The sequence below is a fragment of the Streptomyces sp. CB00316 genome, assembly GCF_001905595.1.
GTDB lineage: Bacteria > Actinomycetota > Actinomycetes > Streptomycetales > Streptomycetaceae > Streptomyces.
The window spans coordinates 349047-367549 of record NZ_LIXI01000005.1; the positions used below are offsets into that span (position 1 = coordinate 349047).

Consider the following 18503-nt stretch of genomic DNA (forward strand, 5'->3'; position numbering starts at 1 on the left):
GGTATCTGACACTCACCCTAACAGCTATACCTGGGGGGGTATTCCACGGAGTGAAGCCGCCCCACCCAAGGCGCCGCCTGACCTCTTACAGGTACCCGGTGGGGTATAGAGGAATCAGCCGTTCCGCACTATCCGGGAGTGCCCGTGTCCTACGACCGCACCGTCCGCCTCGACGCCGACTTCGGCACCGCCGTCACCGCCGTCCGCAAGGCCCTGGCCGACCAGGGCTTCGGCATCCTCACCGAGATCGACGTCAAGGCCACCCTCAAAGCCAAACTCGGCCACGACATGGAGGACTACCTGATCCTCGGCGCCTGCAACCCGCCGCTGGCCCGCCAGGCCCTGGAAGCCGACCGCAGCATCGGCCTGCTCCTGCCCTGCAACGTCGTCGTACGCCGCGACGGCGACACCACGCTCGTCCAAGCCCTCGACCCGGGCACCATGGTCACCCTCACCGGTCTGCCCGCTCTGGAGCCGGTCGCCGACGATGCCACGGCCCGGCTGGACGCCGCCCTGAGCGCCCTGTCCACGTAAACGCCGGCGCGTGGCCGGCGGCCTGTGGCCTCCGGGCACGGGTACCTCAAGCGCGGGCGGCCTCCCTGCGGGCGATGGCCGCACCCGGGCGGCAGTTCCTCTTCCTTCGACGGGCGGGACGGGGGCCGGAGCGTGGAGGTCGTCGGGGAGCTGTCCGGGGCCCGGCGCGTCGCGGTGCTGGTGCCGGGGGCCGGTGTCGGTCTCGACGCGTACGGGAGGCTGCGGCGCGGAGCGATGGCGCTCCAGCGGGAGTTGGGGGAGGGCGGGGCGGTCGTCGCCTGGCTCGGGTACCGATCGCCCGCCACCGTCAGCCCGGCCTCGGTGACCGACGGCCGGGCCGCCGAGGCCGCGCCGAGGCTGCGGCATCTGGTGGACCGGCCCGGTGCCACGCTGCCGGGGGCCAGGATCACGCTGCTCTGCCACTCCTACGGCTCCGTGATCTGTGCCCGGGCCGCCTCCAGGACCCCGGCCGACCCCATCGTGCTGTACGGCAGCCCCGGGACCGGCGCCGAGGATGTCGCCGCCCTGCCCACCACATGTCGGTGATCTCCATCCAGGCGCAGGTGGCCCCGCACCTGGTGCAGGACCCCTCGGACGAGCTCAAGGAGAACCTCACCGGTATCCGCGAGAACGCCTTGGAGGCCCTCGCCGAACTGCGCAGGGTGCTGGGCGTCCTGCGCTCGGAGGAGGCGCCCGCGCAGAGCGCCCGGCACACACCGCAGCCCAGCCTCGACCGGCTCGGCGCGCTCGTCGCCTCCGTGCAGTGATCGCCGACGACCAGATGATGGGCCGGGGCCCCCGCGCGCCCCGCTGAAGGAGCGGATCGGGGATCTGACGGAGCGGGAGACGGAGGTGCTGTCCCTGATCGCGGCCGGGCTGTCGAACGCGGAGATCGCCGGGCGGCTGATCCTCGCGGAGCAGACGGTGAAGACCCATGTGGGCCGCATCCTGGTCAAGTTGGGCGTCCGCGACCGGACCCAGGCGGCGGTCTTCGCGTACGAGTCGGGGCTGGTGCGCCCGGGCGGCCTCTGACCACCCAGGCCGGGCGCGAGGCCCGTTTCGTAGGATCGGCTGCGTGACAAGCGAGGGCAGTCCCTGGCGCCACATCCCGTGGCGGTGAACCTGAGGGCTGCCCGTCAGACGCCGGGCAGCAGGTGGCGGTAGCTGTCCGGGTGCTCCGCGAGGAACGCGGCGAAGCTCTTGGCCGGGTGGCCGGTGAGGGTGGGCACGGCGTCGGAGACGGCGGCCAGTTCGCCGGCCGCGATCGCCTCGTACGAGGTGACCCAGCCGGCCACCTCCCACTCCTCGGCCCCCAGCCCGGCCCGGGAGGCATAGGCCTCCTCACGCGTCTCGGGGACATAGCGGACGGAGCGTCCGGTGACCCGGCTCAGCTCCTCGGCGGCCTCGGCGAGGGTGAACGCCTCGGGGCCGGTGAGGTCGTAGCCCTTGCCGTCGTGGGCGGCCGACCCGTCCAGCAGTACGGCGGCCGCGGTGTCCGCGATGTCCTCATGGGCGACGGCGGCGACCCTCCCGTCGCCGCCCGGACCGCGCAGCACCCCGTCCGCGCCGGTCATCGCGGGCAGCCCCGCCAGGTACCAGTTGTCCCGCAGGAACGTGTGGCGCACGTCGGCCGTGCGGATGTGGGCCTCGGTGTGCCAGTGGTCGCGGGCGAAGGTGAACGTGGCGTCGGGCGCGGCGCCCTGGAAGGACACGTAGACGATCCGCTCCACGCCCACCGCCACGGCCGCGTCCACGGCGGTGATGTGCTCGCGCACCCGGTAGGGGCTCTCGTGGGCGGAGACCAGGAACAGGGTGTGCGCCCCGTCCAGGGCCCGGCGCATCGCCTCCCCGTCGCCGTAGGGGGCGGCGGGCGCGCGGTCGGCGCCGGGCAGGTCGGGCAGGCGGGCCGGGTCGCGGCCCAGGAGGCGTACGGGGACTCCGGCGCGGGCGAGGCGCCCGGCGACCCGGCCGCCGACGGCGCCGCTCGCTCCGGTCACCGCGGTGAGGGGGCCGATCATTGGGGTTCGTCTTCCTCTCGTCGGTCGTGGTGCCAGTCCTCAAGGCGCCGCACCTCCACGACCGCCTCCACCGGGAGCGGTCCGTACAGGTGCGGGAACTCCTCGCCGCCGGGCTTCATCGCCTCGTACCGGACGGGGGCGGTGAGACGGGCGGGGTCGACGACCAGGACCACCAGGTCATGGCCGCCGGCCCCGCCCTCGTTCCCGTACAGCATCCTTGCCACGCCAGGGAGTTGGCTGGGCAGGGAGAGGTGGATGAAGCCCTCCTCCTCAAGGGTGCGGCCGCGGGTGGACATCGCGTACGTCCCGTTCCCGCGGGCCTCCTCCCAGAGGGGTGCTTCGGCGAGGTGCAGCAGCGGTTCGGTCATCGCACCACGCTAGCGGGCGCTGCTAGTAGGTGCGGCGGCGCGCCCTGCGGGTGGCGGCGAGGACCGTCCCGCCGGCGGCCACCAGCGCCGCCGCGATGGAGCCGAGGATCCATTCGCCGCCCCGCGATCCGGTGTCGGGCAGTTCACCCGGGTGGGACGGGGAGGGGGTCGGCTTCCACGTCGGCGTGTCGGTGGGATCCGGGGTGGGGTCGGTGGGGGTGGGGGTCGGGTCCGTGGGCGTCGGGGCGGGGTCGGTGGGGGTCGGGTCCGTGGGAGTGGGATCCGTCGGCGTCGGGTCGGTGGGGGTGGGGGTCGGACCCGTGGGAGTCGGGGTCGGATCCGTCGGCGTGGGAGTGGGATCCGTCGGCGTCGGCGTCGGGTCCGGGTCACAGGTCGGGAGGTCGCCGTCGAACGGGTACGAGTGGATCTCCTGGCCGCCCGAAGGGCCCGACGAGGTGTGGGTGAGCGAACCGACGGTGTAGAAGCGGCCGTTGGTACCGCTCATGGTGAGCGTGGTCGTGCTGGCCGGCTGCCCGATCAGCACGCTCCCCTGGAACTGGGCAGGACCGGTCAGCGTCAGGTCCGTCGCGTCCGGGAAGTTCCACAGCAGGCGCTCGCGGAGCCCCGGGTTGGGGAGGGTACCCATGAACGTGGCGACCGTGCGGGCGTCCCCGTAGACGTTGACGAGGACGGTCGCACCGGCGGGGATGCCGGTGAAGGTGAACCCGGCGTTGCCGCCCGTCGAGGAGACCAGGTCGGCGTCCACGTCGAAGACCTGGATCGGCGAGGTGTTGTCCCCGGTGAAGGTGAACGTGTCGCCGGCCCGCGTCCAGCTGCCGGTCGTCGCGCGGTGCGCGTCACCGTCGTACGCGTAGCACCGGCTGGCCTCGGTGAGCTGCGGGCGCAGGCCGGTGAACGGGGTGACGGCCGCCGGATCGGGGCGCGGGGCCGTCAGCGGGTTCACCGTACCGGTGAGGCTCCCCGCGTAGGCGACCCGGCCCGAGTGTTCGCCCTCCTCCGCCAAAAGACGCTTGCCGGGGGCGATGAGGATGTCCCCGCCCACCGTCAGGTAGTCGGATCCGTCCGGCGGCGGGACCCGCGAACCGACGCCCGCGACACCGACGTTGTAGATCTGCGAGGCCCTGTCCCGCTTGTCCATGTCGAACCGGCCGAGGGCGACGATCTTCCCCTCGGCCTCGGCGGCGGCCTCCCGGACCAGGAAGTCCCCGCCGACGTAGATGTTGATGTTCTCGTCGTAACCGGTGACCGGCCCGCTGTTGGGTTCGTTCCACACGTCCGGGCACCCGCTGCCGAGGCAGGGACCCAGCCCTCCCGGCAACGGATCGGCGGCGGCGGCCGGGGCCAGCATGCCCACCATCGCCGCGGCCGTGGCCACTGTCACTGCTGCCCGGATCGCGCTGCCGCGCCTGCGCGCCTGTTGTTCCATGCCGCGCAATATGCATCTTTAATGCTAGTCATTTGTTATGACACGCCGGATTTACCCCTATGCGTCGACCTATAGGACGGTGTCGGCTTGGGGGCGGGTCTCGGCCGGAAGGCGTGTGTCCGCCCCGGAGGAGCGCTCAGAGAGCCAGCAGCTTCTCCTCCAGCCGGGGATCGAGGCCCACCGCCGGCCGGTCCGGCCGCTGGGGCGCGGTGCCTCCGCGCTCGCGCAGCCAGGTCCAGGTGTCCGCGACGGTCTCGCCGACCGGTCGGCAGCGCAGTCCGGCAGCCTCCGCCCTGGCATGGCCGCCCTGGTACAGCGTGTCGTACAGCTCCCCCTCCGGCAGCCAGACCGGCAGCCCGCTCCAGGGCTCGACCCCGGCGGCCAGCAGGGTGTCCGGGTCCGTCCAGCGCAGCTCGGCACCGGAGCCGGTGACCCGGACGCAGGCGTCGAGCAACCCACCCATGGTGGTGTGACCGGGGCGGCTGACGGTGTTGTACGGACCGTGCAGCCCGGCCGCCGCGGCGTCCAGGATCCAGCTCGCCAGGTCGCGCGCGTCGACGTACTGGAGCTGAGCGGTACGCGGGCCGGGGGCGATCACCGGGCCGCCGCGGGCGATTCGCGTGAGCCACCAGGGCAGCCGCCCGATGTTCTCGCCGGGGCCGATGATCAGCCCCGCCCGCGCCAGCAGGGCCCGGTCACCGAAGGCGTCGAGGGCCGCCAGCTCGCCGCCGCGCTTGGCCCGGTCGTACGGCACGTCCCCCTCCTCATCAGGGGAGGCGCCGCCCACCAGCGGCCCGTCCTCGTCCAGACCGGCAGGTGCCGGGTAGGCGTACACGGAGCGGCTGGAAACGTAGGTGTAGTGGCGCGCACGGTCCGCCAGCAGCCGGGCGGCGTCCCGTACGGCGGTGGGCACCCCGCTCCAGGTGTCGACCACGAGGTCCCAGTCGCCCGGGTGGTCCGCCAGCGCCGCGAGGCCCCTCTCCCCGCCCCTACGGTCGCCCGTCAGCGCGCGCACGCCCGGCGGCGGCGCGTGGTGGCCTCGGTGGAAGACGGTGACCTCCCAGTCCCGCTCCAGCGCGGCCTCGGTGACGGCCCGTCCGACGAACTCCGTACCGCCCAGCATCAGTAGCTTCATGGGCCGAGCCTGCCCGCCCCGGCCGCCCCCGGGGAACACCCGCACGCTGTCAGCAGAACGGGGAACTCCCGGCGGGCTCAGGGCGTGCGGGCGAGCGGGCTGCGGTGGCGCAGCAGCCAGGCGTGGTAGCCGCTCGACCGCCGGGCCGCCTCCACGTAAGCCGCCTCCAGCTCCCCGTACACCACCGAGGTGTCCGTCTCCGGCCGGGAGACCAGGAGCAGCCGGACCGCGAGGGGGTCGCCGCGCAGCGGGCGGATCGCCATGTCGTCGCGCGGCCCCGAGGTGGGCTGGCAGGGCGCGACGGCCTCGCCGAGCACGACGAGGGAGGCGGCGGTGAGGTAGTCCCCGTGCAGGACCGGCGGATCGATCCCGGCCGCGCCCAGCACCCGGCGCACCCCGTCCCACTCGCCGTCCACCGTCGGATCGACCATCCACCGGTCGTCGGCCAGCTCCCCGAGCTCCACGACACGGCGGCGGGCGGCGGGATGATCCCGGGAGAGGGAGATGAACTGCGGCTCCCGGTCCAGGAGTACGCGCTGGTCCAGGCCGCCGGGGAGGGCCAGCGGGGAGCCCTCCACCTCGTGGACGAAGGCGACGTCCAGCCGGCCCGCCTCGACCGAGCGCAGGAGGGCGTGGGCCGAGACGTCGACCCGCAGGGAGATCTCCGTACCGGGCAGGGCGCCCCGCAGTCTGCGGAGCCAGCTCCCGACGACCCGGCTCGCGGTGGAGCCGATGCGCAGCCGGGGCCCCCGGGACGCGTCGGCCTCCGCCAGGGCGTGGGTGACCAGGGCGCTCATCCCGTCGACGAGCGGCCGGGCCCGGCTGAGGACGGCCCGGCCCAGGGGGGTCGGGCGGCAGCCGGTGCGTTCGCGGCGGAACAGCTCGGCACCGAGCGAGTTCTCGATCCGCCGCAGCTGGGTGGTCAGGGAGGGCTGGCTCACGCCGAGACGACGGGCGGCCTGGTGCAGACTGCCCGCGTCGGCGATGGCGCACAGCGCCCTGAGGTGCCTCACCTCAAGCTCCATGAAGCGGAGACTACGACCGGGCGTGCCCGCTGCACCAGCGGCCTCAACCCCATCAAAGGGCGTTAATTCAGCGGGTGTTGGGCGGAGCGTCAGGCAGCGGTGACAGGGTGGCGCGGCGCTGCCGGGCGGCGGGCGGGCGCGGGGGATAGGGCCGCGCTATCCCCGGTTGGCATCATCCCCGGCTACCGTCCACTCCCCCACACTCTCCCCGTACCGCCCCGCGCCCCGTCCGTTCAGCGGACAACCCCCACGGCGCGGGTTCACCGGACCGTAGGAGAGATCCCCCATGAGACACCTCAGGACCGCCATCGCCTCCGCCATCGCCGGTCTCGGCCTCGTCGCCGCGCTCGGCACGGCGCCCGCGGTCTCCGCCGCTCCTGCCCCTGCCGTCTCCACCCCCGCCACCATCGCCGCGTACAACGGGTCGGGCGAGAACGCCGCCGCGAACCGGGCCTTCTTCGACGCGGTCATGAAGTCCGTGGCCGAGAAGCGGGCCGCCGACCCGCGCGCCCTGGCCGTGACGGTGACGTACAGCGCCGCCTCAGCGCCGAGCTTCCGCGCCCAGATAGCCAACAGCACGCGGATCTGGAACAGCTCGGTCAGCAACGTCCGGCTCCAGGAAGGCTCCAACGCCGACTTCACCTACCGCGAGGGCAACGACCCGCGCGGTTCGTACGCCTCGACCAACGGGCACGGCCGGGGCTTCATCTTCCTGGACTACCGGCAGAACCAGCAGTACAACTCGACCCGGGTCACCACGCACGAGACCGGGCACGTGCTCGGCCTGCCGGACACCTACTCCGGTCCGTGCAGCCAGCTGATGTCCGGCGGCGGCCCCGGCCCGTCCTGCACCAACGCCCAGCCGGACGCCAACGAGCGGGCGCGGGTGAACTACCTCTGGCAGAACGGCTTCGCCGCCGCTCTGGCGGGTACCGCCTCCTGACTCCGGGCGTCGCGTGCCCCCGGGCGTCGCGTGAGGAGAGGGCCGTTCCGGACGCGGGACGGCCCTCTGCTGTGGAGCCGCCGTCGTACGCCGGTGGCCTCAGGTGCCCAGTTCGGCGCGGACCAGTGTCAGCAACTCCTCCTCCGTCATGCCCAGTTCCCGGGCGTCCGCGACCACTTCACGGACCCGCTCCAGGAGATGGGCCCGGCGGGGGGAGGCGCCCTCGGTGACCACCGCGCCGCGGCCGCGGCGCAACTCGATCAGCCCTTCCTCGCGCAGCCGCTGGTAGCCGCGCAGCACCGTGTGGACGTTCACCCCGAGGGAGTCGGCGAGCACCCGGGCTGCTGGGAGCCGCTCGCCCGGGGCCACCGCGCCGTCGGCGACCGCGCGGCGCACCGAGGCCGCGATCTGGTCGCCGAGCGGCACGGTGGAGGTGGGATCGACCCGGAAGAGCATGGTCAGCGTCCCGCCCGGTTCCGGTCGACGAGGGTGTTGAGCAGGGCGGCTCCGGTCGCGGAGTCCTCGACGGTGACCGCGAATTCCCGGCCGCTCTTCTGCCTGGCCACGATGGCCTCGCCCGAGCGGACGACGAAGCCGGTGCGGCCCGGGCGGACGCGGTAGCCCCAGCCGCCGAACTCCGCGACCGCGTTGACCTGTCGGCTGTCCGCCGCCTCGATGCGCTCCAGCGGCACCTGAACCCGGGTCCAGGGCAGCAGGCCGGAGACGGTGAGGCCCCGCCGGTCCACGGTGACGTGGGCGCGGCTGAAGGTGAGCACCAGCAGGGCGATGACCAGCAGGGGGGCGCCGAGGAACCAGCTGACCCCGTAGCCGAGGCCCGTGCCGGCGGCCACGATCACCAGGGCACTCAGCGACAGCCACCAGGCGCCGGTGGTGCGCGCCCAGCCGGCCACCTCGCCGTCGGCGAGCGCGATCCGCTCGCGGTCGGCGGGGCCCTCCCCGGCGTGGGGGTCCTCCGGAGCCGGGACCAGCCGGGCCAGCAGCAGTCCGACCCCGCCGGCGAGGACGGCCGCGCCGGAGGCCACGGCGAGGTGCCACAGCGGGAGGCTGCCGACCGCGGCCCCGTCGAGGGCGTCCAGGTTGATGATCAGCGCGGCGCCCAGCACGTACTGGAGGAAGGCGGCCACGGCCCAGCCGCCGCCGATGAGCAGGCGGTGGGCACGCCCGTAGAACCTTCCGCCGACCACCATGAGCACCCACAGGGCGCCGAGCATGGGCAGCACCGGGGCGGTGACCAGGACGTAGGTCGTGCGGTCGACATGGCCGTTCACGTCTCCGGAGACGCCGAAATGGCTGGCCAGACGGGTGGGAAGACGGTCCTTGAGGACGAGGAAGAGGATCAGGTCGACGAGGAAGGAGAGGACAAAGGGCAGGGCCGCGAGCGCGGCGCGGCCAAGGTTCTTGCGTGTCATGAAAACCTCCGTTGTTTGCATGTTAGTAGAACAACTAGAGGAAGGGCAATGGGGTGTGCCCGGCGGCGCTCGCCAGCGGGGCCCGGGAACAGCTCCGCCCCGTACCGGAGTCGCGGTACGGGGCGGAGGAGGCGTCCGTCGGGAACGGCGTGGCCGTCAGGCGCGTCAGAGGGGCCCCAGAGGCTCCAGGGACTCCTGGGGCTCCCGGGGGTCCAAGGGTTCCAGTGGGAAGGCCCCCCGGTGGCCGGTCCCGGCGCCCCGGGACGGGCGCACCTCGAACTCCTTGCAGCTCCAGATCTCCTGGACGAAGCCGGTCCGCCGGTCCCACAGGTCCAGCACCGCGTCCTCGCCCTCCGTGGCCCGGTAGGCGTCCTTGGCGCCGCGGAAGCAGGCGAGGCCGCCGGAAAGGCCGCGACCGGGGGCCGGGAAGTAGTCGGAGAAGGCGCAGGCGATACAGGTCTGGAGCCGGATACCGTCCGGGAGGATGCGCTGGATCGCCGCCAGCGCGGCGGCGAAGTCACTCTCGGCCCTGGCAGATTCGTAGACCGCGCCGTCCAGATGGAGGGTGAGGTAGAGGTCCGGGTCGACCCGGCGCAGGGAGAGCAGGCAGCCGAGGGTGGCCTGGCGCAGGGCGCCCTCGACGAGGACGGGCAGCGGAAGGTCCCACTCCAGTACGCAGTCGGTGAGCGCGCCGTCCGCAAGGGCGAACATCCCGCTCTCCGGAGGCGTGCCCGACACCGGAACCAGGTCGTCGAAGCTCTCACCCTCGAAGTCGACCCCCCGGATCCGGATCCGGAGCTGCTGTCCCTCCGTGGTGAGAACGACGGAATCGGAACCGTTGCGGTCCCGGTACCAGCCGGCCCACGACTCATCTGTCATGAGCAGGGACTGTAGCCCCTGCCCGGCACGGCCCCCGTGCCACCCTCCCTCTCCACCGCCGGGTCAATCCGTCCGCGGTTCACGCCACATGGGCCACATCGAGGGGCCGTCCGGCAGTTCGACGGCCCGCCCCAGGAAGCGGAAGCCGAGCCGCTCGTAGAGCGTACGGCTGCGGGCGCTGCTCGCCTCCAGGTAGGCGGGTACGCCGTCGCGGTCGCAGCGGTCCAGCTCCACCCGGATGAGCTCGGCCCCGACTCCCTCGCCCTGGCGCTGCGGGGTGACACCGATCATGAGCAGGTAGGAGTGGGCGCGGTCGTGCGGGTGCACCTTCCCGGTCAGCCTCCCGACCAGTTCGCACCGCTCGTTGTCGGGGTCGGCGGTCTGCCGCATCAGGGCCGGCGTGGGGTCCTCCTCCTCGGGCGCACCGGCGGGCACCGGCAGCCACAGGGCCACCGCGGCGCCGTCGTCCGCGATGTCGATACGGCCTTCGGCGAGGGTGATGTCGGCGAAGACGCCGAGGAACGAGCCGTGCACCGCCCGCCGGTGCGCCTCGTCGGGGAAGACCCAGCTGCTGACCGGGTCGTGGTGGAAGGCCTCCTCCAGGACCGATACGACCAGCCCCCTGTCGTCCTGGCCCGCCCGCTGAATCCGCATCCCCATGACCGGCTTCCACCCCTTCGCCCGCTGCTCTCGCTGCTCAGCTCTCAACCAACCTCCGGAATAATAGGGTTGACGGACTCGGGCCGGCCCGGTGAGGCCGGTCAGCTGGTGCGGCGGGTGACGAATTCGGCCAGGGCCAGCAGGTCACCGGCTCCGTCGGGGTCGGGGACCGCCCGGGAGAGGTGGTGCACCGCCCGGGCCATCCGGTCGGCCGCGCAGACCTGGGCCCAGTCCCGGCCGCCGGCCCGGTCCACGGCGTCGGCGGCGCGGTCCACCTCCGCGGAGGTGGTCATGGGTCCCCGGTAGAGCGCGGCGAGCTCGGCGGCGGCCGGCGTGCCGGAGGTCAGGGCCGCCACGACCGGCAGCGACTTCTTGTGGGCGGTGAGGTCGGCGCCGACGGGCTTGCCGGTGCGGGCCGGGTCGCCCCAGATGCCGATCAGGTCGTCGATGAGCTGGAACGACAGGCCGGCCTCCCGCCCGAAGCCGTCCATGGCACGGACCGCCCGGTCCTCCGCCCCGGCGTAGAGGGCGCCGAGCGCGCAGGCGCAGCCGAGCAGGGCGCCGGTCTTGGCGGTCGCCATGGTCAGGCATTCGTCCAGCGTGACCTCGTCCGGGCCGCGCTCCTCGAAGGCGCAGTCCGCCTGCTGGCCCGCGCAGAGCTCGATGACGCAGGAGGAGAGGCGGGCGGATGCCCGCTGTGCGGCCGGGTGGGTGTCCTCGGCCAGCAGGCGCTGGGCGAGGGCCAGCATGGCGTCGCCGGTGATGATCGCGTCCGGGACGCCGAAGACGGCCCAGGCGGTGGGCCGGTGTCTGCGGGTGGTGTCCTCGTCGATGACGTCGTCGTGGAGGAGGGTGAAGTTGTGCGCCAGCTCGACGGCGACGGCGGCGCGCACGGCGCGTTCCGGATCGCCGCCCAGCGCCCGGGCCGCGGCCAGCACGAGCGCGGGACGGATGGCCTTGCCCGCCTGTCCGGCGGCGGGCGTTCCGTCGGCGTTCGCCCAGCCGAAGTGGTACATCGCGATCCGGCGTATGCCACCGGGCAGCGATTCCACGGCCGATCGCAGATGCGGGTCGACGAGCCGGCGCGTGCGCTCCAGCAGCGCCGCGGCCTCGTGCCCTTCCGTCGCTGCGTCCGTACTGGTCATGGTCACGGTCACTCCCTGGGGCGGTGCGATGGGGCGGGGCCCCGGCGGCCCGGCCGGTGTCGGCCGACCGGGCCACCGGGGGTGACACGGGGTCAGCGCCAGCGGCTCACCTCCACGTTCTCCAGTACGCCGAGGGCGTCCGGTACCAGGATGGCGGCGGAGTAGTACGCGGTCACGAGGTAGGAGATGATCGCCTGCTCGTCGATGCCCATGAAGCGGACCGAGAGGCTCGGCTCGATCTCGTCCGGGATGCCGGTCTGCTGGAGGCCGATGACGCCCTGCTCGGCCTCACCGGTCCTCATGCAGATGATGGAGGTGGTGCGGGCGTCGGTGACCGGGATCTTGTTGGACGGGAAGATCGGCACCCCGCGCCAGGCCGGCACGTGGTGACCGCCGATGTCCACGCTCTCGGGGACCAGTCCGCGCCGGTTGCACTCGCGGCCGAAGGCGGCGATGGCGCGCGGGTGGGCGAGGAAGAGCTTCGATCCGCGCCGCCGCGAGAGCAGTTCGTCCATGTCGTCGGGGCTGGGCACCCCGTCGTGCGGCTGGATCCGCTGGCCGTAGTCGCAGTTGTTGAGGAGGCCGAACTCCCGGTTGTTGATGAGCTCGTGCTCCTGGCGCTCGCGCAGCGCCTCGACCGTGAGCCGCAACTGCTGCTCGGTCTGGTTCATCGGCTGGTTGTAGAGGTCGGCGACCCGGCTGTGCACCTTGAGCACCGTCTGGGCGACGCTCAGCTCGTACTCGCGGGGCGCGGCGTCGTAGTCGACGAAGGTGTGCGGGACCACGGCCTCGCCTACATGGCCGGCGGAGAGGTCGATCTCCGCCTCGCCGTACTTGTTGGTCCGCTGATGCGGGATCGTGAGCAGACCGGCGAGATGGGCGCGGAGCGGCTCCGAGCGCTCCGCCAGGTTGAACACGTCCGCGCGGCTGAGCGTCAGCAGCGTGCACGCGGTGACGGCCCGCGCGGTGTACTCCCAGACGGCGTCGCCGTCGACCAGGCTCCGGTCACCGAAGTACGCTCCGTCGGCGAGGACTTCGAGCTCCGTCTCGTCCCCGTAGAGACCGGAGCCGATCTTCTCGACCTTGCCGTGCGCCAGCAGGAAGACCCGGTCCGCCGCGTCCCCCGCCGCGGCGAGCACCTCCCCCGCGGCCACGTCCCGCTGCTCGCACCTGCGGGCGAGCTCGGTGAGGACCTCCTCGTCCCCGAAACTGCGCAGAGCGGGCAGCTCCCCCAGCTCGGCGGGGATCACGGCCACCCGGCCCCCGGTCTGGACGAACGTCACCCGGCCGTCACCGACCGAATAGCTGAGTCGACGGTTCACCCGGTACGTGCCGCCCTGTACCTGCACCCACGGCAGCATCTTCAGCAACCACCGTGAGGTGATCTCCTGCATCTGCGGCGCGGATTTGGTGGTCGTCGCGAGGTTCCGCGCAGCCGCCGTCCCCAGACTCTGCTGCGGCGGCGTCTGCGTGTCGCGAACCTCTTCACCAACGGACATCTGACGTCCTCTCAATCATGGGCTGACCTGCTGGAGAAGCCTTTCAGCAGAGGACGTCGTCCGCCATTACACAAAAGAGTGTGACTAATCGGCCTTCGGTCGGGGCACGTCGCTCCCCGTCGCCCCGCGGACCGCATAAGTTGCATCCAGGATGCAACTTATCTAGGGTGGCGCCATGCGGCTGACCAGATTCACCGATGTGGCGCTCCGCGTGCTCATGCGGCTGGCGGTCGCGGAGGGCGTGGACCCACCCACCACGCGCGAGGTGGCGGACACGATGCGGGTGCCCTACACACACGCGGCCAAGGTCGTCGCCCGCCTCCAGCACCTGAACCTGCTCGACGCCCGCCGCGGCCGGGGCGGCGGCCTCACCCTCACCGCCGCTGGGCACTCCGCCTCGATCGGCGCTCTCGTTCGGGAGCTGGAGGGCACGGACGACGTGGTGGAGTGCGAGGGCGACACCCCCTGCCCGCTGCGCTCCGACTGCCGACTGCGCGGCGCCCTGCGGCGGGCCCAGGAGGCCTTCTACGCCTCGCTCGACCCGATCACCGTCACCGATCTCGTCGCCTCCCCCACCGGCCCCCTGCTGCTCGGCATCGGCAGCGGACCACCACCGGACTGAGCCCGACCCCGCCACACTCCCGACCCACCCGACCCGGGCGCGGATCACCTCGCCCAAAAATAAGCATTGCAAATACCAATTAACACAGAGGAGCCCCTTCGCATGCTCTCCGACCGGTCCACCGCCACCGTGCGCGCCACCCTTCCCGCCGTCGGCGCGGCCATCGGGGACATCGCCGACCTCTTCTACGAGAAGCTCTTCCAGGCCCATCCGGAGCTGCTGCGCGATCTGTTCAACCGGGGCAACCAGGCCTCCGGCGACCAGCGCAAAGCCCTGGCCGGGTCCATCGCCGCGTTCGCGACCGCGCTGGTCGAGCAGCCCGGCACCCGGCCCGACGTGATGCTGAACCGGATCGCCCACAAGCACGCCTCGCTGGGGGTGACCCCCGAGCAGTACGACGTGGTGCACACCCACCTCTTCGCCGCGATCGCCGACGTACTGGGAGACGCGGTCACCCCTGAGGTCGCCGCGGCCTGGGACGAGGTCTACTGGCTGATGGCGAACGCCCTCATCACCATCGAGGCGCGGCTCTACGCCCAGCGGGGCGTCGTGGCGGGCGATGTGTGGCGGGAGTGGGAGGTCACCGCCCGGGTCGAGGAGACCGAGGACGTCGCCACCTTCCGCCTCCGACCGGCGGACGGCGGCGACGCTCCCGCCTTCCGGCCCGGCCAGTACGTCTCCGTACAGGTCGAACTGGCGGACGGGGCCCGGCAGATACGCCAGTACAGCCTCTCCTCATCCCCCGGCTCGCGGCTGCGCTCCATCACCGTGAAGCGGGTGCGCGGAGAGGAGACCCCCGACGGCGAGGTCTCCCTCCACCTCCACGAGCACACCCGCGCGGGCGACCGGCTGCGCGTCTCCGTCCCCTACGGGGACCTGGTCCTCGACCGCCTGGACGCGCCCCTGCTGCTGGCCTCGGCGGGGATCGGCTGCACGCCCGTGCTGTCGATGCTGGAGTACCTGGCCGAGCAGGGCCACGACCGCCCGGTCACCGTGGTGCACGGCGACCGCTCCCCCGCCGACCACGCCCTGCGCGCCCACCACGTCCGGCTGACGGAGGAGCTCCCGGAGGCCGAGCCGCACTTCTGGTACGAGACCCCGGAGGCCGGGCACCCCGCCCACCGCACCGGCCTCGTCGACCTGAACGGCATCACCGTGCTGCCCGGCACCCACGCCTATCTGTGCGGTCCGCTCCCCTTCATGCGCACGGTCCGCACCCGGCTGCTGGAGGCCGGGGTGCGCCCGGCCGACATCCACTACGAGGTGTTCGGCCCGGACCTCTGGCTGGCGAGCGCCTGAGGGAGCGCCGTCGGGGCGGGCCACAATGGACGTGTGAACCGCCCGCCCCTCCACCCCGAGACCCTTCTGCGCCCCCGGGTGCCGTCCCCGCTGCAGGAGGTCCGGGACGACCGCTTCGCCCGGCGCGGGATCACGCTCCTCCTCAAGCGGGACGACCTGATCCACCCCGATCTGCCGGGCAACAAGTGGCGCAAACTCGCGCTCAACCTGGAGGCGGCCGCCGGGCGGACCGTGCTGACGTTCGGCGGCGCCTACTCCAACCACCTGCGCGCCACCGCCGCGGCCGGCCGGCTGCTGGGGTTCCCGACCATCGGCGTGGTGCGCGGCGACGAGCTGGCGCGCCGCCCACTCAACCCCTCGCTCGCCCGGTGTGCCGCCGACGGCATGCGGCTGCACTTCGTGGACCGCTCGGCCTACCGGTCGAAGGCCTCACCCGAGGCCCTGGAGGGGCTGCTGAGCCTGTTCGGGGACGTGGAGGTGATCCCGGAGGGCGGCAGCAACGCGCTCGCCGCACAGGGCTGCGCAGCGCTGGGGCGCGAGTTGCGCGGGCACACCGATGTGGCGGCCGTGGCCTGCGGGACCGGCGGCACCCTGGCCGGGCTCGCGGCCGGGCTGGACGGCGGGCAGCGCGCCCTGGGCGTACCGGTGCTGCGCGGCGGCTTCCTCGGGACGACCGTGACCGAGCTCCAGCAGGAGGCGTTCGGCGGTCCGGCCGGGAGCTGGTCGCTGGACGAGCGCTTCGCCTTCGGCGGCTACGCCCGTACGACCCCGGAACTGGACGCCTTCGCCGCGGACTTCGAGCACCGGCACGGGCTGCCGGTGGAGCGGGTCTACGTCGCCAAGCTGCTGTTCGCGCTGACGGCCCTGGCCGAGGAGGGGGCGTTCGCCCCGGGCAGCCGGGTGACCGGGGTGATCACGGGCACGCCCGATGCGCCGGGGCCTCAGGAATCGTCCGTCTCCCGGTAGGCCGCCGCCTCCTCCAGGTCGAGCCGGCGCAGCAACGTCCGCATCATCTCGTCGTCGATGCGCCGCTCGTCCCGGAGCAGGACGAAGACCTCCCGTTCGGCCTTGATCATCTCGCGGGCGAGCCGCCGGTAGGTCTCGTCCGCCGACTCCCCCGTGACCGGGTCCGCCGCTCCCAGCCGCTCCCAGACGGAGTTGCGGCGCCGCTCCAGCACGCCGCGCAGGCGGTCCGCCAGCGGGGGCGGCAGGCTGTCGTGCGGGTCGGCGAGCAGCTCCTCCAGGCGCGCCTCGGCGGCCGCCGACGCCTCGCTCTGGGCCTGCGCCTCGATGAGCGTTTCGGTCCGCGGGTCGCGCCGCGGCAGCTTCAGTACACGGACGAGGACGGGCAGGGTCAGCCCCTGGATCACCAGCGTGGCGATGACGGTGGTGAAGGTCAGGAACAGCACCAGGTTGCGTGCCGGGAACGGCTCGCCGTCGTGCGTGGCCAGCGGGATGGAGAAGGCGACGGCCAGCGAGACGACACCGCGCATGCCCGCCCAGCCGACGATCAGGGGCGCGGTCCAGCCGGTGCCCGGTTCCCGCTCCCGTACCCGCTTGGACAGCCATCGGGGCAGGTAGGTGGCCGGGTAGACCCAGACGAAGCGGACCACGACGACCGCGACGAAGACGATCGCCGCGTAGCCGAGCGCCTCCGTCGCGCCGCCCGCTTCGAGCCCTTCGAGGACGAAGGGCAGCTGGAGCCCGATCAGGGCGAAGACCGTGGACTCCAGGACGAAGGCGACCATCTTCCAGACCGCGGCCTCCTGGAGGCGGGTGGCGAAGTCGACCTGCCAGGAACGGTGTCCCAGATAGAGGGCGACGACGACCACGGCGAGGACTCCGGAGGCGTGCACCCGCTCGGCCGCCGCGTACGCCACGAACGGGATCAGAAGAGAGAGCGTGTTCTGGAGAAGGGCCTCCTCGAGGTGCGTGCGCAACCAGTGCAGCGGCACCATCAGGAGCAGACCGACCCCGACCCCGCCGACCGCGGCCAGCAGGAACTCGGCGATCCCCTCGCCCCAGCTCATCCCCTCCCCGATCGCGGCGGCCAGCGCCACCCGGAAGGCGGTGATCGCGGTGGCGTCGTTCACCAGCGACTCACCCTGAAGGATGGTCGTCACCCGGGCGGGCAGCCCGACCCGGCGGGCGATCGCGGCGGCCGTCACGGCGTCCGGCGGCGCGATCACGGCGCCCAGAACGAGTGCGGCGGTCAGCGGCAGCTCGGGGATCACGAGGTACGCCAGCCAGCCCACGGCGAGGGTGGCGAAGAGGGTGTACCCCACGGAGAGCAGCGCGACCGGCCGGATGTTGGCCCGCAGATCCAGGTAGGAGCTGTCGACGGCCGCCGTGTGGAGCAGCGGGGGAAGCAGCAGCGGGAGCACGATGTGCGCGTCCAGGTGGTACGTCGGAACGCCCGGCACCAGGCCCGCGACGAGGCCGACGGCGACCAGGACGAGCGGGGCGGGGACCGGGGTGCGGCGCGCCGCGCCGGCGACCGCGGCACTGGCCGCGACCAGCGCCACCAGCGGCAGCGCGTCCATCTCACCGTCCTCGGATACGTCGTAACCTGCCCATCATGAGCGAGTGTGCGCATGTAGCGGATCTGCCACGCCCCGAGCCCGTACCGCTCGGGGACACCTGCCCCGAGTGCCTGGCCGCGGGCACCCACCCCGTGCAGCTGCGGCTCTGCCTGGCCTGCGGGCACGTCGGCTGCTGCGATTCCTCGCCCCTGCGGCACGCCACCGGGCACTTCCGGGAGACCCGTCACCCGGTGATGCGGAGCTTCGAGCCGGGCGAGAGCTGGCGCTGGTGCTTCGAGGACGGTTCGATCGTCTGACGTCTGGGTACGTCAATCCGGCGCCGGTTCTTCGTAATTGGACGCCGCAGACCCCTAGCCACTGTGTGTACTCGTGGGCTTACTATGAGTGATGGCCGGGGGATGGGGTGCGGGCGACACTGCATCATGGATCCGATAGCGTCGCCGAGCTGAGAACCGTCGACCGACCGCATGGCTCCGGGCCACCCTTCCCGGAACCTCGAAAGAGTTTGTGCCACCTTGGAGGTGAGGGTGTCCCAGATCGCAGGCGAGCCCGGGAATCAGGACTTCGTAGAGGTCCGGCTGCCCGCTGCGGGTGCCTACCTGTCGGTGCTGCGAACGGCCACGGCCGGTCTCGCAGCGCGTTTGGACTTCACTCTCGACGAGATCGAGGATCTTCGTATCGCGGTGGACGAGGCCTGCGCGATCCTGCTTCAGCAGGCCGTGCCCGGCTCCGTCCTCAGCTGCGTGTTCCGGCTCATCGACGACTCTCTCGAGGTGACGGTGTCGGCCCCCACGACGGACGGCCGCGCACCCGAGCGTGACACCTTCGCCTGGACGGTGCTCTCCGCACTGGCCGGCAAGGTCGAGTCGACGGTCGCCGACGACCGTACGGTCAGCATCAGCCTCTACAAACAGCGCGGCGCGGGCCCCGGGCCGGCGTGAGCGACGGGAACGGGG

At 72.8% G+C, this 18503-nt stretch carries 20 protein-coding genes and 2 pseudogenes; 10 read left to right on the top strand and 12 right to left on the bottom strand.

Annotated elements, in window-relative coordinates; genetic code table 11:
* The first annotated feature begins 144 nt into the window (after positions 1-144).
* From AMK21_RS16130 to AMK21_RS16145, 4 genes and pseudogenes are all read left to right on the top strand, one after another.
* Complete coding sequence (locus AMK21_RS16130) at positions 145-534, top strand: DUF302 domain-containing protein (protein ID WP_073878448.1); 390 nt, start codon at positions 145-147, stop codon at positions 532-534.
* A 132-nt stretch (positions 535-666) separates the two neighbouring features.
* Entirely contained in the window at positions 667-1080 is a 414-nt protein-coding gene (locus AMK21_RS16135; RefSeq protein ID WP_420712511.1) for an alpha/beta hydrolase, read from the top strand.
* Positions 1062-1298 (top strand): annotated as a pseudogene (locus AMK21_RS16140) (histidine kinase dimerization/phosphoacceptor domain-containing protein); the annotation flags it as partial. The gene AMK21_RS16135 and the pseudogene AMK21_RS16140, both read left to right, overlap by 19 nt.
* Positions 1299-1326: 28 nt before the next feature.
* A pseudogene (locus AMK21_RS16145) lies at positions 1327-1566 on the top strand (response regulator transcription factor); the annotation flags it as partial.
* Positions 1567-1670: 104 nt separating this feature from the next.
* Here AMK21_RS16145 and AMK21_RS16150 read toward each other — a convergent pair.
* The 5 genes from AMK21_RS16150 to AMK21_RS16170 form a co-directional block, all read right to left on the bottom strand.
* Positions 1671-2552 carry an NAD(P)H-binding protein gene (locus AMK21_RS16150; protein ID WP_073878450.1) on the bottom strand — a complete coding sequence of 294 codons (882 nt, stop codon included), beginning with the start codon at positions 2550-2552 and terminating at the stop codon, positions 1671-1673.
* Complete coding sequence (locus AMK21_RS16155) at positions 2549-2920, bottom strand: DUF952 domain-containing protein (protein WP_073878452.1); 372 nt, start codon at positions 2918-2920, stop codon at positions 2549-2551. Before AMK21_RS16155 ends, AMK21_RS16150 begins: the two co-directional genes overlap by 4 nt.
* A gap of 22 nt (positions 2921-2942) precedes the next feature.
* Positions 2943-4367: a choice-of-anchor A family protein gene (locus AMK21_RS16160; RefSeq protein ID WP_324613906.1), complete on the bottom strand. Its 1425-nt coding sequence runs from the start codon at positions 4365-4367 to the stop codon at positions 2943-2945.
* Between the two features lie 136 nt (positions 4368-4503).
* Complete coding sequence (locus tag AMK21_RS16165) at positions 4504-5502, bottom strand: NAD-dependent epimerase/dehydratase family protein (RefSeq protein ID WP_234421954.1); 999 nt, start codon at positions 5500-5502, stop codon at positions 4504-4506.
* Between the two features lie 77 nt (positions 5503-5579).
* A complete protein-coding gene (locus tag AMK21_RS16170) occupies positions 5580-6527 on the bottom strand; it encodes a LysR family transcriptional regulator (protein WP_073878457.1) in 948 nt (315 codons plus the stop codon).
* 286 nt (positions 6528-6813) lie between these two features.
* On the opposite strand from AMK21_RS16170, the gene snpA reads away from it, so the two are divergent.
* Positions 6814-7470, top strand: coding sequence for a snapalysin (snpA, locus tag AMK21_RS16175; RefSeq protein ID WP_073878459.1), 657 nt, complete (start codon positions 6814-6816; stop codon positions 7468-7470).
* 99 nt (positions 7471-7569) lie between these two features.
* Here the strand turns inward: snpA and AMK21_RS16180 are convergent, their stop codons facing one another.
* The 6 genes from AMK21_RS16180 to AMK21_RS16205 form a co-directional block, all read right to left on the bottom strand.
* The gene (locus tag AMK21_RS16180; RefSeq protein ID WP_073878461.1) at positions 7570-7926 is read right to left on the bottom strand and encodes a GntR family transcriptional regulator; all 357 of its coding nucleotides are present in this window, start codon (positions 7924-7926) and stop codon (positions 7570-7572) included.
* 2 nt (positions 7927-7928) lie between these two features.
* Positions 7929-8900 (bottom strand): DUF1648 domain-containing protein, encoded by a 972-nt coding sequence (locus tag AMK21_RS16185; protein ID WP_073878463.1) that lies wholly within the window; start codon positions 8898-8900, stop codon positions 7929-7931.
* A 165-nt stretch (positions 8901-9065) separates the two neighbouring features.
* Positions 9066-9779, bottom strand: coding sequence for a DUF6304 family protein (locus tag AMK21_RS16190; RefSeq protein ID WP_073878465.1), 714 nt, complete (start codon positions 9777-9779; stop codon positions 9066-9068).
* A 63-nt stretch (positions 9780-9842) separates the two neighbouring features.
* Positions 9843-10439, bottom strand: coding sequence for a GNAT family N-acetyltransferase (locus AMK21_RS16195; protein WP_073878467.1), 597 nt, complete (start codon positions 10437-10439; stop codon positions 9843-9845).
* Positions 10440-10540: 101 nt separating this feature from the next.
* Positions 10541-11584 (bottom strand): family 2 encapsulin nanocompartment cargo protein polyprenyl transferase, encoded by a 1044-nt coding sequence (locus AMK21_RS16200; protein WP_073879172.1) that lies wholly within the window; start codon positions 11582-11584, stop codon positions 10541-10543.
* Positions 11585-11676: 92 nt separating this feature from the next.
* The gene (locus AMK21_RS16205) at positions 11677-13083 is read right to left on the bottom strand and encodes a family 2B encapsulin nanocompartment shell protein (RefSeq protein ID WP_073878469.1); all 1407 of its coding nucleotides are present in this window, start codon (positions 13081-13083) and stop codon (positions 11677-11679) included.
* 175 nt (positions 13084-13258) lie between these two features.
* Here AMK21_RS16205 and AMK21_RS16210 point away from each other — a divergent pair, with 175 nt between their 5' ends.
* The 3 genes from AMK21_RS16210 to AMK21_RS16220 all read left to right on the top strand — a co-directional run bounded on the left by AMK21_RS16210 (position 13259) and on the right by AMK21_RS16220 (position 15970).
* Positions 13259-13705: an RrF2 family transcriptional regulator gene (locus AMK21_RS16210; protein WP_073878471.1), complete on the top strand. Its 447-nt coding sequence runs from the start codon at positions 13259-13261 to the stop codon at positions 13703-13705.
* Between the two features lie 102 nt (positions 13706-13807).
* On the top strand, positions 13808-15004 hold the full coding sequence (locus AMK21_RS16215) for a globin domain-containing protein (RefSeq protein ID WP_073878473.1): 1197 nt from the start codon (positions 13808-13810) through the stop codon (positions 15002-15004).
* 33 nt (positions 15005-15037) lie between these two features.
* Positions 15038-15970, top strand: a complete 933-nt coding sequence (locus AMK21_RS16220) for a 1-aminocyclopropane-1-carboxylate deaminase/D-cysteine desulfhydrase (RefSeq protein ID WP_073878475.1) — start codon at positions 15038-15040, stop codon at positions 15968-15970.
* Here AMK21_RS16220 and AMK21_RS16225 read toward each other — a convergent pair.
* Positions 15946-17547 (bottom strand): Na+/H+ antiporter, encoded by a 1602-nt coding sequence (locus tag AMK21_RS16225; RefSeq protein WP_073878477.1) that lies wholly within the window; start codon positions 17545-17547, stop codon positions 15946-15948. The genes AMK21_RS16220 and AMK21_RS16225 overlap by 25 nt on opposite strands.
* Before the next feature lie 35 nt (positions 17548-17582).
* Here AMK21_RS16225 and AMK21_RS16230 point away from each other — a divergent pair, with 35 nt between their 5' ends.
* Together AMK21_RS16230 and AMK21_RS16235 are read left to right on the top strand one after the other, a co-directional pair.
* Positions 17583-17843 (top strand): UBP-type zinc finger domain-containing protein, encoded by a 261-nt coding sequence (locus AMK21_RS16230; RefSeq protein ID WP_073878479.1) that lies wholly within the window; start codon positions 17583-17585, stop codon positions 17841-17843.
* Between the two features lie 231 nt (positions 17844-18074).
* A complete protein-coding gene (locus AMK21_RS16235; protein WP_024492166.1) occupies positions 18075-18488 on the top strand; it encodes an anti-sigma regulatory factor in 414 nt (137 codons plus the stop codon).
* Positions 18489-18503: the final 15 nt, after the last annotated feature.

Excerpts from the sequence above, each read along its gene's own strand:
- AMK21_RS16150 (WP_073878450.1), bottom strand. The coding sequence starts at position 2,552 with ATGATCGGCCCCCTCACCGCGGTGACCGGAGCGAGCGGCGCCGTCGGC.
- AMK21_RS16155 (WP_073878452.1), bottom strand. The coding sequence starts at position 2,920 with ATGACCGAACCGCTGCTGCACCTCGCCGAAGCACCCCTCTGGGAGGAG.
- AMK21_RS16160 (WP_324613906.1), bottom strand. The coding sequence starts at position 4,367 with ATGGAACAACAGGCGCGCAGGCGCGGCAGCGCGATCCGGGCAGCAGTG.
- AMK21_RS16165 (WP_234421954.1), bottom strand. The coding sequence starts at position 5,502 with ATGAAGCTACTGATGCTGGGCGGTACGGAGTTCGTCGGACGGGCCGTC.
- AMK21_RS16170 (WP_073878457.1), bottom strand. The coding sequence starts at position 6,527 with ATGGAGCTTGAGGTGAGGCACCTCAGGGCGCTGTGCGCCATCGCCGAC.
- snpA (WP_073878459.1), top strand. The coding sequence starts at position 6,814 with ATGAGACACCTCAGGACCGCCATCGCCTCCGCCATCGCCGGTCTCGGC.
- AMK21_RS16180 (WP_073878461.1), bottom strand. The coding sequence starts at position 7,926 with ATGCTCTTCCGGGTCGATCCCACCTCCACCGTGCCGCTCGGCGACCAG.
- AMK21_RS16185 (WP_073878463.1), bottom strand. The coding sequence starts at position 8,900 with ATGACACGCAAGAACCTTGGCCGCGCCGCGCTCGCGGCCCTGCCCTTT.
- AMK21_RS16190 (WP_073878465.1), bottom strand. The coding sequence starts at position 9,779 with ATGACAGATGAGTCGTGGGCCGGCTGGTACCGGGACCGCAACGGTTCC.
- AMK21_RS16195 (WP_073878467.1), bottom strand. The coding sequence starts at position 10,439 with ATGGGGATGCGGATTCAGCGGGCGGGCCAGGACGACAGGGGGCTGGTC.
- AMK21_RS16200 (WP_073879172.1), bottom strand. The coding sequence starts at position 11,584 with ATGACCAGTACGGACGCAGCGACGGAAGGGCACGAGGCCGCGGCGCTG.
- AMK21_RS16205 (WP_073878469.1), bottom strand. The coding sequence starts at position 13,083 with ATGTCCGTTGGTGAAGAGGTTCGCGACACGCAGACGCCGCCGCAGCAG.
- AMK21_RS16210 (WP_073878471.1), top strand. The coding sequence starts at position 13,259 with ATGCGGCTGACCAGATTCACCGATGTGGCGCTCCGCGTGCTCATGCGG.
- AMK21_RS16215 (WP_073878473.1), top strand. The coding sequence starts at position 13,808 with ATGCTCTCCGACCGGTCCACCGCCACCGTGCGCGCCACCCTTCCCGCC.
- AMK21_RS16225 (WP_073878477.1), bottom strand. The coding sequence starts at position 17,547 with ATGGACGCGCTGCCGCTGGTGGCGCTGGTCGCGGCCAGTGCCGCGGTC.
- AMK21_RS16230 (WP_073878479.1), top strand. The coding sequence starts at position 17,583 with ATGAGCGAGTGTGCGCATGTAGCGGATCTGCCACGCCCCGAGCCCGTA.